Origin of the sequence: Streptomyces sp. NPDC008150 (assembly GCF_042956945.1) — a bacterium.
In the GTDB taxonomy this organism is placed as follows: Bacteria; Actinomycetota; Actinomycetes; order Streptomycetales; family Streptomycetaceae; genus Streptomyces.
Genome location: NZ_JBIBHJ010000005.1, coordinates 43,389 through 57,689, shown reverse-complemented (window position 1 = coordinate 57,689; position 14,301 = coordinate 43,389). Strand labels below are relative to the sequence as shown.

The 14,301-nt window shown below is 75.8% G+C and carries 11 protein-coding genes; 4 read left to right on the top strand and 7 right to left on the bottom strand.

The genetic code is table 11. From position 1 onward, the window contains the following. Positions 1-38: 38 nt before the first annotated feature. The 3 genes from ACFZA0_RS14305 to ACFZA0_RS14295 all read right to left on the bottom strand — a co-directional run bounded on the left by ACFZA0_RS14305 (position 39) and on the right by ACFZA0_RS14295 (position 2,410). Entirely contained in the window at positions 39-497 is a 459-nt protein-coding gene (locus tag ACFZA0_RS14305; protein ID WP_391015517.1) for a cupin domain-containing protein, read from the bottom strand. Positions 498-499: 2 nt separating this feature from the next. Continuing rightward, positions 500-1,510: an alpha/beta fold hydrolase gene (locus ACFZA0_RS14300; protein ID WP_391015514.1), complete on the bottom strand. Its 1,011-nt coding sequence runs from the start codon at positions 1,508-1,510 to the stop codon at positions 500-502. 81 nt (positions 1,511-1,591) lie between these two features. Continuing rightward, positions 1,592-2,410 (bottom strand): alpha/beta fold hydrolase, encoded by an 819-nt coding sequence (locus tag ACFZA0_RS14295; RefSeq protein ID WP_391015511.1) that lies wholly within the window; start codon positions 2,408-2,410, stop codon positions 1,592-1,594. Between the two features lie 363 nt (positions 2,411-2,773). Here ACFZA0_RS14295 and ACFZA0_RS14290 point away from each other — a divergent pair, with 363 nt between their 5' ends. Beyond that, positions 2,774-5,722, top strand: a complete 2,949-nt coding sequence (locus ACFZA0_RS14290; RefSeq protein WP_391015508.1) for an AAA family ATPase — start codon at positions 2,774-2,776, stop codon at positions 5,720-5,722. 142 nt (positions 5,723-5,864) lie between these two features. Further along, positions 5,865-8,657 (top strand): LuxR C-terminal-related transcriptional regulator, encoded by a 2,793-nt coding sequence (locus tag ACFZA0_RS14285; protein ID WP_391015506.1) that lies wholly within the window; start codon positions 5,865-5,867, stop codon positions 8,655-8,657. Positions 8,658-8,679: 22 nt separating this feature from the next. Here the strand turns inward: ACFZA0_RS14285 and ACFZA0_RS14280 are convergent, their stop codons facing one another. Together ACFZA0_RS14280 and ACFZA0_RS14275 are read right to left on the bottom strand one after the other, a co-directional pair. Continuing rightward, entirely contained in the window at positions 8,680-9,351 is a 672-nt protein-coding gene (locus tag ACFZA0_RS14280) for a biliverdin-producing heme oxygenase (RefSeq protein WP_391015504.1), read from the bottom strand. Beyond that, positions 9,348-10,439, bottom strand: a complete 1,092-nt coding sequence (locus ACFZA0_RS14275; protein WP_391015502.1) for a polyprenyl synthetase family protein — start codon at positions 10,437-10,439, stop codon at positions 9,348-9,350. Before ACFZA0_RS14275 ends, ACFZA0_RS14280 begins: the two co-directional genes overlap by 4 nt. Positions 10,440-10,610: 171 nt before the next feature. Here ACFZA0_RS14275 and ACFZA0_RS14270 point away from each other — a divergent pair, with 171 nt between their 5' ends. Continuing rightward, a complete protein-coding gene (locus tag ACFZA0_RS14270) occupies positions 10,611-11,483 on the top strand; it encodes a universal stress protein (protein WP_391015499.1) in 873 nt (290 codons plus the stop codon). Positions 11,484-11,521: 38 nt separating this feature from the next. On the opposite strand, the gene ACFZA0_RS14265 is transcribed toward ACFZA0_RS14270, so the two are convergent. After that, complete coding sequence (locus ACFZA0_RS14265) at positions 11,522-12,751, bottom strand: DUF4032 domain-containing protein (protein ID WP_391015497.1); 1,230 nt, start codon at positions 12,749-12,751, stop codon at positions 11,522-11,524. 66 nt (positions 12,752-12,817) lie between these two features. Then, positions 12,818-13,444, bottom strand: a complete 627-nt coding sequence (locus tag ACFZA0_RS14260; RefSeq protein WP_391015495.1) for an alpha-ketoglutarate-dependent dioxygenase AlkB — start codon at positions 13,442-13,444, stop codon at positions 12,818-12,820. A gap of 163 nt (positions 13,445-13,607) precedes the next feature. Between ACFZA0_RS14260 and ACFZA0_RS14255 the strand changes: the two genes are divergently transcribed. Further along, positions 13,608-14,294 carry a TetR family transcriptional regulator gene (locus ACFZA0_RS14255; RefSeq protein ID WP_391015493.1) on the top strand — a complete coding sequence of 229 codons (687 nt, stop codon included), beginning with the start codon at positions 13,608-13,610 and terminating at the stop codon, positions 14,292-14,294. Positions 14,295-14,301: the final 7 nt, after the last annotated feature.

Here is a 14,301-nt window from a genome sequence, read left to right as displayed (position 1 = left end):
GGGCGAGTCGGACGGTCCGTGTGCGGAGGAGGCTGCGCTCAGGCGGTGGGCGGCGGTCCGGCGACGCTTACGTGGAAGGCCTCGGCGGAGGCCAGGATCGCGCCGATGTCGAACGCGGCGGGCGCCTCGTCGACGTGGGAGACGGGGGTGCCGTTGGCGACGAACCAGTCCTCGACGTTCGCCGGGGAGAACACGGCCGCCATGCGCGCCGTGCGGCTGCGGACGAGGTAGCTGTGGGCGACGCCGCGCGGGCCGTGGGCCGCCTCGCCGGGCTTCAGGTCGAACTTCCGGTCGCCGACGAAGAAGGTCACCCTGCCGTCCAGGACGATCCAGATCTCGTCCTCGTCCTCGTGGACGTGCAGCGGGGGCGCGTGGTCGGCGGCGTCGGTGAACTCCATGACGCTGACGGAACCGCCGGTGGCCCTGCTGGGCACGAGGACGCGGGCCTGGCCGCCGAGGAACCAGAACGGCTCGGTGGCGGAGGGGAGTCGGGTCATGGTCAGCCCTTCAGGAAGGAGAGCAGCAGGGAGGCGGTCTCGGCGGGGTGCTCCTCGTAGATCCAGTGACCGGAGTCCTTGATCACGGCCCCGGTGACGTGGGTGGCGTACTTGCGGACCTGTTCCGGGACGGCGCTGCCGAGGCTGCCGTCCGCGCCGATCGCGAGAACCGGCATGGTGAGCCTGGTCCTGCGGTAGACCGCGTTGTCGGCGATGTCCTGGGGGAAGGTCCGGAACCAGGCGAAGGACGCGGACAGATGCGCCGGGTCCGCCAGGTAGCCCGCGAAGACCGAGATCTCGTCCGGGCTCACCGATCCCTTCCGCACTTCGAGGCTGTCGATGAACCGGTCCGTCCACAGCTCCTCGCGGCCCTCGACGACCTGCTCGGGCAGGCCGTTGGACACGTTGAAGAAGCCGAAGTTCCAGACCCCCGGCCCCTTCGGGCCGAGCGACGGGAAGGAGTAGATGCCCTTGTCGGGGATCGGCGCCTCGCTGAGCACGAGCTTGTGGACGTCGGCGGGGTGCGCGGCGGCGTACGCGTAGGCGACCATCGAGCCGATGTCGTGCCCGACGATCCGCACGTCCCGGTCCCGGCCCAGCCGTACGAGCAGCCCGTGGACCACCGCGGCCATGCTCTTCTTGTCGTAGCCGGCCGCCGGGGCGTCGCTGCGCCCGGCGCCCGGCAGGTCCGGGGCGATCACGGTGTAGTGCTCGGCGAGCGCCGGCATGACGTGCCGCCACTCGTACCAGGTCTGCGGATAGCCGTGCAGCAGGACCAGGGTCGGGCCGTGGCCCCCGATCACGTAGTCGACGCCGGTCCCGCCGATGTCGGCCTTGTGCTCGGAGAACCCGGCGGGCATCTGCTCCTGTGCCGCGCCGACGGCGGTGACCTGCCCGGTGGGGGCGGCGTTGGCCGCCTGCTGGGTGACCTCGGTGGTGGTGAGCCCGAGCAGGACGGCGACGGCGAGCAGCGCTGCGCCCTTGGGTGTGCCGAGGCGGCGGAGGGGTCGCACGGTGGTGTCTCCAGGTGGGTGAGGCGGGAAGGCGGGAGGCGGGGTGGAACGCGGGCCGGGGCGGCGGGCGACGCGGAGCGCTCAGAGCGACTGGCGGCGCAGCCAGGCCAGCGCGGTGTCCGCCACCTCGCGCCAGCCGCTGTCGATCGTCAGCGAGTGGCCCCGGTCGGGGAACTCGGTGATCTCGGTGACGGCCTCGGAGTGGCGGTACTGCTTGAGCGTGGAGCGGGTGACCGACTCCGGGACGGTGTGGTCCTTGCCGCCGGTCATCAACAACAGTGGTCCGCGGCCGGAGTTGGCGGTGGCCACCGCGGCCGGCGAGTGCGGGTCGAAGTTCGCCGCCGCGGCCTCGAACAGCGGCTTGCCGGGGGCCGGGATGGCCCAGCGGTCGAACAGTTCCCGCGACTCCTCGGCGGAGACCGCGTTGCCGAAGGCGAACCGGAACTGCTCGGCGGTCAGGGACACCGCCCGGTGCTTGTTGGCGGGATTGCGGAAGACCGGCAGCGTCGACCGCAGGGCCGAGAGCGGCAGCGGCAGCACGCCCTTGATCTGGGCCGCGTCGATGGCGACGGCGGCGGCCGCCAGGTCCTGGCCCAGCAGCTTCTGGGCGATCATCCCGCCGAAGGAGTGCCCGACCAGGACCGGCGGCGCGTCCAGGGTGCGGATGACGGCGGCGTAGTGCGCGACGACGTCGTCGATGCCGTGGTCCGCGATGGACTCCGGGTTGGCGCGGGCCTCCTCGACGGTGTCGGGGTCGCCGGGCCAGCCCGGGGCCAGCGGCGCGTAGCCCGCCTCGGCGAACAGGTCGGTCCACGGCTGCCACGAGGTGGCGTGCAGCCACAGTCCGTGGATGAAGAGGACGGGGGTCGGTGAGGCTGGGGTCGGTGAGGCTGATGTCATGGCGGTCGCTCCTTGGCGGGACCGGCCGGTCCGGCCCGCGGCGCCAGCACACCACCGGGGACGCCCCGTTCGTATCGGGGTCGGACCGCAGTCCCCGGCCGCCGACCCCAGCCCCGGATCCCGTCGGCGGGCCCCGGCACCCCGGGCGTCCGCCGCGTGCCGTGCCGGTGCGGCGGGAGCGTTTCCGCAGTGGATCTTGGCCGGTTATCCTTCGGGCGGCCTCCCGGAGATCCGTTCCACGCCATAGTGGGGCCGTCGTCCGTCCGCCGTGTCCCCGGGCGCCTCCGGCGCACCCGCGCACGGCACCGCCGAGCGCTGCCCCTGGAGTCCGAGCATGACCGCTGCCCCCGTACGAGCACCGCGGTGACCGGCGAGAAGACCCTGGCCGACGACGCGCCGGACCGGCACTTCGTCGGCCGCGGACCCGAGTCCGCACGGCTGCGCGCCTGCGCGGACGGCGTGCGTGCGGGCGCCCCCTGGCTGGCGGTCGTCGAGGGCGAGGCGGGCATCGGCAAGAGCGCCCTGCTGCGGCACACCGCCGCCGAGGACCTGGACGGCTTCACCGTGCTGTGGGCCACCGGCGACCCCGCGGAGACCGACCTGCCCGGCGGTGTCCTCGCCCAGCTCACCCGGCGGGCGGAGTCGGCCGGCGCGGCACCGGCGGACGCTCCGGAGCAGCCCGGCGGGCCGCCGACCGCGCACGTCCTCGGGGGTCAACTGCTGCTCCTGCTGGGGGCGTTGCAGGAGGGCGGGCGCCCCGTGGCCGTCGTCGTGGACGACGTGCAGTGGGCCGACGCGCTGTCCGTGCGGGCGCTCGGCTTCGTCCTGCGCCGGCTGTGGGCGGACCGGGTGCTCACGGTCCTGGCCACCCGGCCCGGCGAGGACCGGACCGCGGAGGCACTGGACCGGCTGACCCGCTCCCTCGACCGAACCGTGCGGCTGGAACTGCGCGGCCTCGACGGCGACGACGTGGTCCGGCTCGCCCAGGGCCTGGTGGAGGGCCGGCTGGCGCCGGGGCTCGGCGAGCGGCTCTACGCCTACACCAAGGGCCACCCGCTCTACGTCCGCACCGTGCTCGCGGAGGTGCCGGCGGCGGCCCTGCGCGACGGGGTGCTGGAACGGTGGCCGGTGCCGCCGTCGCTGCGGGTCGGGATCCGGGGCCAGCTGAACCGGCTGCCGCGGGACGCGCGCGAACTGCTGTCCGGGCTGGCCGTGCTGGACGCCCGGGTGCCGCTGGCGACGGCCGGCCGGGTCGCCGGCGTCACCGACCCCGTCCAGGCACTCGGCCCCGCGCTGGCCTCGGGCCTGGCCCGCTGGTGGCCGATGGAACCCGGCACCCCGGTGGAACTGGTGCACGCGCTCCAGCGGGACGCGGTCTACACCTCCCTCACCCCCGAACGGCGGCGCGCCCTGCACGCGGCGGCCGCGCCGCTGCTCGGCACGTCCGCGCGCTGGGCCCACCTGGTCGCCGCGGCCACCACCGCCGACCCCGGCCTGGCCGACGCCCTGGAGCGCGCGGGATCGGAGGAGGCGTCGGCGGGCCGCAACGCCCTCGCCGCGACACGGCTGTTGTGGTCCGCCACGCTCACCGAGGACCCCGCGGACCGCGAGCGGCGGCTGCTCACCGCCTGCGCGCAGTCGTTGCTCACCATGCGCCCCACCTGGGCGGCCCGGCACCGGCCGCAGGTCGAGGAGTGCGCGCCGGGTCCGCTGCGGGACTGCGTCCTCGGGGTCCTGGACATGATGGCCGGGCGGTTCGCGACGGCCGAGACCCACCTCCGGGGGGCCTGGGGGGAGGCCCTGGCCCAGCACCGGGCGGGCCTGCCCGGCGCGGACGGGGCGGCCGTCCTGGCGGGCACGTTCCTGGCCAACATCACCCTGTGGAACGGCCGGGGGGAGCAGACGGTGGACATCGCCCGGCAGACCCTGTCCCTCGGCGGCCTCGACCCGGCGACCACCGACTTCACCCGGGCCGCCCTGGCCACCGGACGGCTGTGGCACCGGGGTCCGCGTGCCGCGCTCGCGGACCTGGGGCACCTGCCGCCGGCGGGCGCGGCCGTCCCCGACCACTTCCTCGACAGCCTCGCCACCCGGGGCTGCCTGCGGCTCTTCCTCGGTGAACTCCCGGGCGCACGGCGGGACCTGGCCGTCGTCGTCGAGCGGGACCGGCAGGGCGCGGCGTCCAAGATGGGCCCGCTGACCGTGTCGCTGCTCTCGGTGGCGCACTACCTCGCGGGCGACTGGGACGCGGGGGAGTCGTCGGCCGACCGCGCGCTGGCCGTCGCGGCGGCGGGGGAGCAGTTGCTCGGCGACGCGGCGGCCCGCTTCGCGGCCCTCTGCGTCCGCTCGGGCCGGGGCGAATGGGCGGACGCAGAGCAGCACCTGGCCCGGCTCACCCTGCTCGCCGGGACCCTCGGCTCCTCGACGGAGATCGTCTACCTGGGGCTCGCCGGGGCGACCCTGGCGCAGGCGCGCGCCGACCACCCGGCCGTACTGCGGGCCCTGCGCCCCCTGCTGGCGGACGGGCCGGGCCCGGACGGGGCGCCCCGGCTCCGGTACAAGCCGTTCTGGCTGTGGCAGCAGTCCCTCCTCGTCGAGTCGCTGACCGGCACCGGCCGGCTGGACGAGGCGGCCGCCGCGCTGCGCGCGTTCCGGGAGGAGTTCGACGGCACCGGCCATCTCCGGGTGGTGGCGGCGCGGCTCGCCGGGCAGCTCGCCGAGGCCGAGGGGCGGCCCCGCGACGCCCTCGACGCCTACGCGCGGGCCCTCGCCGAGGGCGACGGCGGGTCCGGGCGCGGCGCCGACGGCGGTTCCCCGCTGTACCTCGCCCTCCTTGAACAGGCCTACGGCAGGCTGCTGCTGGCCACCGGCACGGGGTCGCGACGGGAGGCGGCGGCCCGGCTGAACGCCGCGCGGGACAGGTTCGCCGCGCTGCGGGCCGCCCCGTTCGCCGAGCGCTGCGACGCGGACCTCGCGGCCGGCGGTCTCGGCGGGCCGGGCAGGGCGCCGGGGCGCACGGCGGCCCTGACCGAACGCGAACTGTCGGTGGCGTACGCCGTGGCCGGCGGCCTGACCAACCAGGAGGCGGCGGCGGAGCTGTACGTCAGCCAGAAGACCGTCGAATACCATCTGTCCCACATCTACGCCAAGTTGGGCATATCCTCCCGCCGTGCCCTCGCGGCGGCACTGCGCGAGGACGGCTCCCCGCCCGCGTTCCCGTCTCCGGCCCCGCGCCCCGGGCCGCCCCCGCCGCCCGCGGCGGTCCCGGCCGCCGCGTCCCGGCACCCCCGGGGCCGGGACGCCGACAACTAGGGTCCGCCCCCGGGGTGTTCGCGGCCGCCGTGTGGTCTGCTGCCCCGGGCACCCCGCGCGCGGCCCTCGACCCCCGTCCACGAACCTCCGTTCCCGCAGGCCGTACGGCCGCACGGCCCGCGGGGGACAGGAGCACACCCGCATGGCCCGACGACCGGATCCGCGCACCGGCACCCACCCCGTCGGCCTCGCCGGACGGCAGGCCGAACTCCGGCTGCTGGGCGAGCTGTTGGCGGAGGTCCGCGACGGGCGCAGCGGTGTGCTGGTGCTGGTCGGCGAGGCCGGCATCGGCAAGACCCGGCTGCTCGACACGGTCGACGGGGACGGCGCCGACCTCCGGGTGGCCAGGATCGCCGGGGTCGAGTCGGAGACCAGGCTCGGCTTCGCCGCCCTGCACCGGCTGCTGCGTCCGTTCCTGGACGGCCTCGACCGGCTTCCGGCGCCCCAACGGGGCGCGCTGGCCGCCGCGTTCGGCCTCGCCGACACCGGTACCCCCGCCGACCGCTACCTCGTCGGACTGGCCACGCTGACCCTGCTCGCGGACACCGCCACCGCCGCCCGGCCACTGCTCTGCCTGGTCGACGACGTGCAGTGGCTGGACCGGGAGTCCGCCGAGGTGCTGGCGTTCGTCGGCCGGCGGCTGCACGCCGACGCCGTCGGCCTGGTACTGGCCGGGCGTGAGGGGCCGGCCGGGCCGGGGCCGTTCGACGGTCTGCCCTCCCGCACCGTCACGGGTCTGCCCGACGCGGACGCCCGCGGCCTCCTCGCCGCCGGTGCGACCGGGCACCTCGACCGGACGGTCGCCGGGCTCATCGTCGCCGGCACCGGCGGCAACCCGCTCGCGCTGCTCGAACTCACCCGCACCCTCGATCCCGAACAGCTCGCGGGCACCGCCCCGTTGCCGACGCCGCTGCCCGTGGGCCCGCTGCTGGAGGCCCACTTCCTGGACCGCGTCCTGGCGCTGCCCGCGGACACCCGCACCCTCCTGCTGGTCCTCTCCGTCGCCCCGCCGGACGACCCCGCGATCCTGTGGCGGGCGGCGGCCCAACTGGGCGTGCCCGCGCGGGCGGCCGACGCGGCGACGGCCGCCGGCGTCGTCACCCACCACCGCACGGTCGCGTTCCGCCACCCGCTGATCCGCTCCGCCGTGCACCGCAACGCGGAGCCGGCCGACCGGCGCCGGGCGCACGCCGCCCTCGCCGCCGTCACCGACCCCCGCCGCGACCCCGACCGCCGGGCCTGGCACCGCGCGGAGGCCACCGTCGGTCTGGACGAGACGGTCGCGGCCGAACTGGCCGAGGCCTCCGAGCGGGCACGGGCCCGCGGCGGCTACGCGGCCCGCGCCGCCTTCCTGTCCCGCGCCGCGGAGCTGTCGGAGTCCGGCCGGGCCGCCCGGCTGGTCGCCGCCGCCGAGGCCTGCCTGGTGCTCGGCGACCCCCGGTCCGCCCTCGCCATGCTCGACCGCGCCGAGCCCGAACTCGGCGCCGACGACCCGGTCCTGCACGCCCGCGCCCGGCGGACCCGCGCCACCGTCGACCTCTACTTCACCGGGATGCGCGGCATCAGCGCCCTGCTGCTCGACGCGGCCCGCCCGATCGCCGAACTGGACCCCCCGCTGGCCCGGCGCATGCTCTTCGGCGGCATGGAGGTGCTGGTGGTCAGCGGTCCCCACGTGGAGCGGACCACCCCGCGGGAGTACGCGAGGGCGGCGCTCGCCTCGCCCGCGCTGCGCACCGCGTACCGCCCCACCGTCACCGACCTGCTGCTGCGGGGCTTCGCGCTGCGTCTCGACGCCGGCCACGCCCCCGCCCTGCCGCTGCTCCGGGAGGCCCTGGCCCTGCTCGTCGACGGCGGCGAGATCACCGAGGAGGGCATGCCGCTCGCGGTCCTCACCAGCCTCGCCGCGGACGACGGCTGGGACGACGTCCTCGGCCGCGAGGTCTGGCGGGTGCTGGACGCCCACGACCGCCGCACCGGAGCACTGGGCGCGCTGCAGAGCACGCTCGTCGTGCAGTCCACCTGGGAGGTCAGGGCGGGACGGCTGCGTGCCGCCGAGGCGTGCCTGGACGAGGCGGAGCAACTGGCCGAGGTCACCGGCCTGCCCCCGGCGGGCCCGATCCACCGGATCGAACTGATGGCGTGGCGCGGGGAGGAGGCCGCGGTCAGGGCCGCCGCGGGCCACATCGCCGAGCACTGGGAGCGGACCTACGGCAACGGCACCTTCGGCGCGTGGGCGGCCGGCTGCCTGGCGGTGCTGGAGATCGGCCTCGGCCGCCACGCGGAGGCGCTGGCCTGCCTGCGCCCCGCCTTCGACGCCGACCTGCCCGGAACCGGGGCCCGGTTGCTGCACGAGGTCGTGGAGGCGGCGGTGCGCAGCGGCGACGACGCCACCGCCAAGGCCGCGCTCGCCCGCCTGGAGGAGCGCGCCACCGCCGCCGGTACGCCCTGGGGCCTCGGCCTGCTGGCCCGCTGCCGGGCCCTCACCGCGGACCACGACCAGGCGGAGGCCTGCTACACGGAAGCGGTCGACCTCCTCGGCCGGACCCGGACCGTCGCCGAACTCGCCCGCACCCGCCTGGCCTTCGGCGAATGGCTCCGGCGGCGCCGCCGCCGCGCCGACGCACGCGTCCAACTCCGCGCCGCCCACGACATGTTCACCGACATGGGTGCCGCGCTCTTCGCGGAGCGGGCCGCCGCCGAGCTGCGCGCGACCGGTGAACAGGCCCGGCGGCGGACCGGCACGGTCCACCACGACCTCACCCCGCAGGAGCGCCAGGTCGCGACGCTGGCGGCGGCCGGCGCCACCAACGCGGAGATCGCGGCCCGGCTGTTCATCTCGGTCTCGACGGTCGAGTACCACCTGAACAAGGTGTTCCGGAAACTCGGCGTCTCCTCCCGCAGGCAGCTCTCCCCGGCGCTGGAGGGCGAGGCCTAGGAGCCGGGCCGGGACAGGGGGTTCACCGCCGGCCGAGCCCCGCCGACAGCGCCTCCGTCACCGCGCGGGTGTGCCCGTACGCGGTCACGGCCCCCGCGACGACGCGGTCCTGCTCCGCCGGACCGGTGACCGTACCGTTCAGGCGGGCCGTGAAGCGGGACCAGCGGTCGCGGTCGCCGCTGCCGTAGTAGGCGGCGCCGTCGGGGCCGTCGAGCCCGTAGGCCCGGCAGACGTGCGGGCGGAGCATGCGCGCGCCCAGCGTGGAGCCTTCGAGGACGTAGAGGCAGCCGAGCAGCGCGAGCGGCTCCGCGGCACGGATCCCGCGCGCGAACGCCTCGGCCTCCGCGGGTGCCCGCACCCTCGGCGCGGTGTTCGAGAGGTACGTCAAGTCCCGTTCGAGGAACGGCAGTTTGGCCAGCTCCGGCGACCACACCCCGGCCGCCGCCGGGCTCGTCGCGGCGGCGCCCGACAACTCCTCCTCCAGCGCCCCGAGCACCACGCGCAGGGCGGCGAGCTGGCCGGCGTACCGGTCGCGCGGCAGCGTCCCGGCGAGCATCGCGGCGGCGAAGCCGGTGGCCTCCAGGGCGTCGTGCCAGGAGCGGGTCTCCGCCCGCAGCCGGTCGCTCAGCGGTACGCGGGCGGGTCCGGGCGCCGTTCGCCGCTCCTCCCCGGCCGCGTTCCGCGGGGCGTTCACGCCTGCTCCCGCTGCCGGAGCGTGTCGTGCAGCCGGTCGATGACGTGGCCCTTGCGGTCGATGGTCAGGTCGAAGTACGCGGCGGAGGCGGCGGACGTGCACACCCCGTGCACCAACTCCTTGGCGGACCGCTTCAGTTCGGCCGCCTCGGCCGACAGGGCGAGGAGGGTGGGCCGCAGCCGCGGGTGGTCCAGCACGTACGTCTTCAGCGCCGCCGGGCCGAGGTCACCGCCGGAGCCGGAGCCGTCGCCGAGCAGTTCCAGGAAGACGCGGTTGCCCAGACCGGCGAAGTCCTCGTGGGAGTTGGCCCCGCCGAACTCCGGCAGTACGTCCGTCAGATCGTTGAAGAGCTGACTGGCGAGACCGAGCCTGCGCATCGCCTCGTCGAGGGTGCGCCGCTCCTCCTCCACCACGTCGAGCGCGAGCAGGGCGGCGCCGAGGGGCATCAGGAACAGCGTGCCCGTCTTCAGCTCCGCCACCGACTCCCAGAACCGCACCCGCTCCTCGGGCGGCGCGGTCAGCAGGGCGGCGCGGGTGTCCGCCGAGCGGGCCGCCAGGTCGGCGGCCTGGCCGGTGAACCCGTCGCGGACGGACCGCACCAGACCGGCCACGGCGGCCGGGTGCGCCGCGTGCTCCAGTGCCGCCGCGACCAGCCAGGAGGCGGTGTTGAGGGCGAGCGGCACACCGTGGCCGCGGTGGAGGGCCGGTTCGCCGTACCGGACGTCGCTGCCGTCCTGGATGTCGTCGATCGCGACGGCCGCCTTGAGCAGGACGCGGACGGCCACGGCCACCCGCCGCACGGCGTCCAGGCCCTCGGCCTCCCCGGCGTCGAAGCCCCGGTAGTTGCGGTACGCCCAGTAGACCATCGACGGCCGCAGCGGTGCCCCCGGGCCGGGCAGCGCGGGCTGTCCCGCCTTCGAACCGAGCGCGTCGGCCACCGGTTCGTACAGGGAGCGCCGAAGTGCCGCCCCGTACACGTCACTCGAGGGTGGTACCAGGGTGCCGAGGAACGCGGCGAGGTCCTCCTCCAGCAGCGAGGCGTCACGTCGCACCACCGCCTCGACGTCGGTCGTGGTCGCAACGGTCATGTCGCCTCCGGAGGAACGGGCCGGGCCGGGATGGGACGGGACGGGACGGCCGGAAGGTGCGCGGCGCAGGGCCGGTCCAATCTCACGTACTCCCGAAGAGCGGTCAAGATCGCCTTTCGGTCATCCGGGCGCGGGCGCGGGTCCCCGGGCCGGCGGGCACAATGAGGCCCCGTGAGCACACTGATCGCAGGATTCGACGCAACGGACGAGAGCACCGCGGCGCTGGCGTGGGCGGCCCGGGAGGCGGTGCGCCACGGACTGGTGCTGCGCGTGGTGCACGTGTGGCAGTTCCAGCCGTACGAGGGCGTGGACGCCGGCCACCGCGACGTCCAGGACCGTTGGGCGCACGAGACCGTCGGCCGCGCGGTGGCGGAACTGGCCCTGCGCCACCCGGGACTTGAGGTGACCGCCGACGTCCGGGAGGGGCGGGCGCCCGAGGTACTGTCCGAGGTGGCGGCGGCCGAGGCCGGCACCCTGGTGCTCGGCTCGCGCGGGCAGGCGTCGGTGGTGGGCTTCCTGCTCGGTTCCGTGGGCCAGCGCGTGATCGCCGAGACCGTGCGTCCCGTCGTCCTGGTCCGCGCGGACGACCGCGCCTCCGGCGAGGCCGCCGGGCGGGAGGTCGTCGTCGGCCAGCAGGGCAGCCCCGAGGACAGCGCGCCCGAACTGGGCTTCGCCTTCGAGACGGCCGCAGCGCGCGGCGCGTCCGTGCGCGTGGTGCGGGCGTGGAGCCTGCCGCCGGTCTTCGCCTACAGCCCCGGCTCGCTGCGCCTGCTCGACGAGGCGGGCGGGCCCGAACCGTTCGAGCGCAAGGCGCTCGCCGAGGCGGTGCGGCCCTGGCGCGAGCGTTTCCCGGACGTGCCCGTCGTCGAGCACGTGGAGATGGGGAGCGCCGGCCAGGTGCTGCTCGCGGTGGCGGGGCGGGCGCAGCTGATGGTCGTCGGGCGCCGGGTGCGGCGTACGTCGGTGGGTGCCCGGATCGGTTCGGTGGCGCACGGCGTGCTGCACCACGCGGCCTGCCCGGTGGCGGTGGTCCCGCCGGCCTGAGCGCGCGGGGCGGGTCCCCGGCGGCCCGCCCCGTCCGGTCAGCCCTCCGTCGGGGGGACCCTGCCGGCCTTCGGCAGGATGTGCTCGACGAAGTCCGCGACGGCGGTGTCCAGGCCGATGTCGTGCTGTGCCCGCTCGGACAGGTACCAGCGGTGTTCCAGCAGTTCGTGGTACAGCTCCGCGGCGTCCATCCCGCCGCGCAGGTCCCGCGGCACGGCCCGCACGGTGGGCCGGAACACCTCCCGCACCCAGCGGTGCGCCAGCACCTCGGGCCGGGCGGGCGGCAGTTGGTCCGGGTCGGCGTCGTCCTGCGTGGCCATCCAGGACTCCAGGTCGTTCAGCAGCCGCCTGGCCTGGTTCTCCTCGGCGTCGAGGCCCGTCAGCCGCAGCAACTGCCGCTGGTGGTGGCCCGCGTCGACGACCTTCGGCACGAACGTGACGGTGTCGCCGTTGGAGGAGTGCGCGATCTGCATCTCCGCGACGTCGAAGCCGAGGTCGTTGAGGCGGCGGATGCGGCGCTCGATGTAGTGGTACTTGCCCGCCGGATAGACGGAGGTGCGGGTCAGTTCCCGCCACAGCCCCCGGTAGCGCTCGCAGATCTCCGTGCCGAACTCCAGCGGGTCCACGGAGGGGTGCAGCGCGCCCGACGCCTCCAGGTCCAGCAGCTCCCCGCTGATGTTCACCCGCGCCAGGTCGAGGTCGTACTCCCGCTGCCCGTCGGACAGCCGGGGATGCAGGTCGCCGGTCTCGGCGTCCACCAGATAGGCCGCGTAGGCGCCCGCGTCCCGCCGGAACAGCGTGTTGGACAGCGAGCAGTCGCCCCACGCGAACCCGGCGAGGTGCAGGCGCACCAGCAGGACGGCCAGCGCGTCCATCAACCGGTGCACGGTGGCCGGCCGCATCGTCGTCTCGAACATCGAGCGGTAGGGCATCGAGCCGCCCAAGTGCCGTGTGATCAGCACCGGTTCGAGCGCTTCGCCGGACGCGTCGACCCGTCCGGTCACCACGGCGAGCGCGTCGACCGCGGGGATGCCGAGCCGGTCCAGGTCGCGCAGCAGCTGGTACTCGCGCAGGGCCGGCCGTTCCGCGAGTTCCTTCACCGCGACGACCTCGTCGCCGGCGCGCGCGTAGCGCACGACGTGCCGGGAGATGCCGCGGGGCAGCGGCACGAGGTACGACTCGGGCCACTCCTCCAGCGGGACGTCCCAGGGGAGTTCGAGCAGAAGCGCCGGGTGCTCGGGATTGGTGGCGCTGATGCGCAGGGCCATGGCCGGAACCCTACTTCAGTTCGAGGACGGGCCGCGCGGCCGTCCGCGCCCCGCCCGCCGGGCCGGTCAGCGCACGCCGCGCGGGCGGAACTGGACGCTGATCCGCGGCCCCGCGCCCCGGGCGGTCTTCGGCACGCAGTGCTCCCACGTCCGCTGGCAGGAGCCGCCCATCACGATCAGGTCCCCGTGCCCGAGCGGCCGCCGTACCGTGCCGCCGCCGCCCACCGGGCGCAGCAGCAGGTCCCGGGGTTCGCCCACCGACAGGATCGCGACCATCGTGTCCTCGCGGGAGCCCCGGCCGGTCCGGTCGCCGTGCCAGGCGACGCTGTCGCGGCCGTCGCGGTAGTAGCAGAGGCCGGCCGTGGCGAAGCGTTCGCCCAGTTCGGCCGCGTAGTGGTCGGACAGCGCCTCGCGGGCCTCGTCGAGCACCGGGTGCGGGAGGGCGGCGCCGTCGCCGTAGAAGCGGAGCAGCCGGGGGACGTCCACGACCTGGTCGTACATCTCCCGGCGCTCGGCCCGCCAGGGCACCGCCGTGACCAGGTGCTCGAACAGGTCGTCGGCCCCGGACAGCCAGCCGGGCAGCACGTCGATCCAGGCGCCGGAGCCGAGCGCGGCCCGGTGCACGCCGTCGAGGCCGCCGAGCCGCAGCCGGTCGGTCTGGTCGAAGAGGGATGCCTGGAGGTGCGTGGTCATGGGTCCAGCGTAACGCCTTGTTCGAAAATGCGTTCGGTTAACGGGAGGGTGCGCCGCCCGCCGTCCGGCTCGGCGCGAACGCGGAAACCGGACCCGTGCGACCCCTCCCGATACACCGCCGTATCGGATACATTCCCGTATCGGACGGAAGGCGGGGCGTCGCATGGCAGCCGGGGACGGCGGGATCGGCGGGGACGGACGGGACGCGGCGGCGCCCGCGACGGGCGCGCGCGTGACCCGGCGCCGGGTCCGCACCCGGGCCAGGCTGCTGGACGCCGCGTTCACGGTGTTCGCGGCCAAGGGGTTCGGGCGGGTCTCGATCGAGGAGGTCTGCGAGGCGGCCGGCTACACCCGGGGCGCCTTCTACTCCAACTTCGACAGCCTGGACGAACTGTTCTTCGCGCTCTACCGCGAACGCGCCGACCTCATCTCCGGCCAGGTCGCGGACGCGCTCGCCCTCGACGGACCCGACCTCGACGTGCCCGCCGCCGTCGACCGCGTCACCGAGGTCCTGCTCTTCGACCCGGACTGGCTCCTGGTCAAGACGGACTTCCTGGTGCACGCGGCCCGCGACGCCACCGTGGCCGAGGTGCTCCTCGAACACCGGGCCGGGCTGCGCCGCGCCGTCGCCGACCGGCTGGAGCGGGCCGCCGCGCACGCCGGGGCGCCCGCCGTGCTCGGCGACGCGGAACAGGCCGCCCACGCGGTCGTCGCCGCGTACGACGGAGTCACCACCCAACTGCTGCTGGACAAGGACGTCGAGCACGCCCGCGCCTGGCTGCGGCAGTTGCTCACCGCGCTGCTCACGGACGGCAGCGCCGACAACCGCACCGCGCACAGCGGCGGATGAGGAAAGG

Excerpts from the sequence above, each read along its gene's own strand:
- ACFZA0_RS14305 (WP_391015517.1), bottom strand. The coding sequence starts at position 497 with ATGACCCGACTCCCCTCCGCCACCGAGCCGTTCTGGTTCCTCGGCGGC.
- ACFZA0_RS14295 (WP_391015511.1), bottom strand. The coding sequence starts at position 2,410 with ATGACATCAGCCTCACCGACCCCAGCCTCACCGACCCCCGTCCTCTTC.
- ACFZA0_RS14285 (WP_391015506.1), top strand. The coding sequence starts at position 5,865 with ATGGCCCGACGACCGGATCCGCGCACCGGCACCCACCCCGTCGGCCTC.
- ACFZA0_RS14275 (WP_391015502.1), bottom strand. The coding sequence starts at position 10,439 with ATGACCGTTGCGACCACGACCGACGTCGAGGCGGTGGTGCGACGTGAC.
- ACFZA0_RS14265 (WP_391015497.1), bottom strand. The coding sequence starts at position 12,751 with ATGGCCCTGCGCATCAGCGCCACCAATCCCGAGCACCCGGCGCTTCTG.
- ACFZA0_RS14260 (WP_391015495.1), bottom strand. The coding sequence starts at position 13,444 with ATGACCACGCACCTCCAGGCATCCCTCTTCGACCAGACCGACCGGCTG.
- ACFZA0_RS14255 (WP_391015493.1), top strand. The coding sequence starts at position 13,608 with ATGGCAGCCGGGGACGGCGGGATCGGCGGGGACGGACGGGACGCGGCG.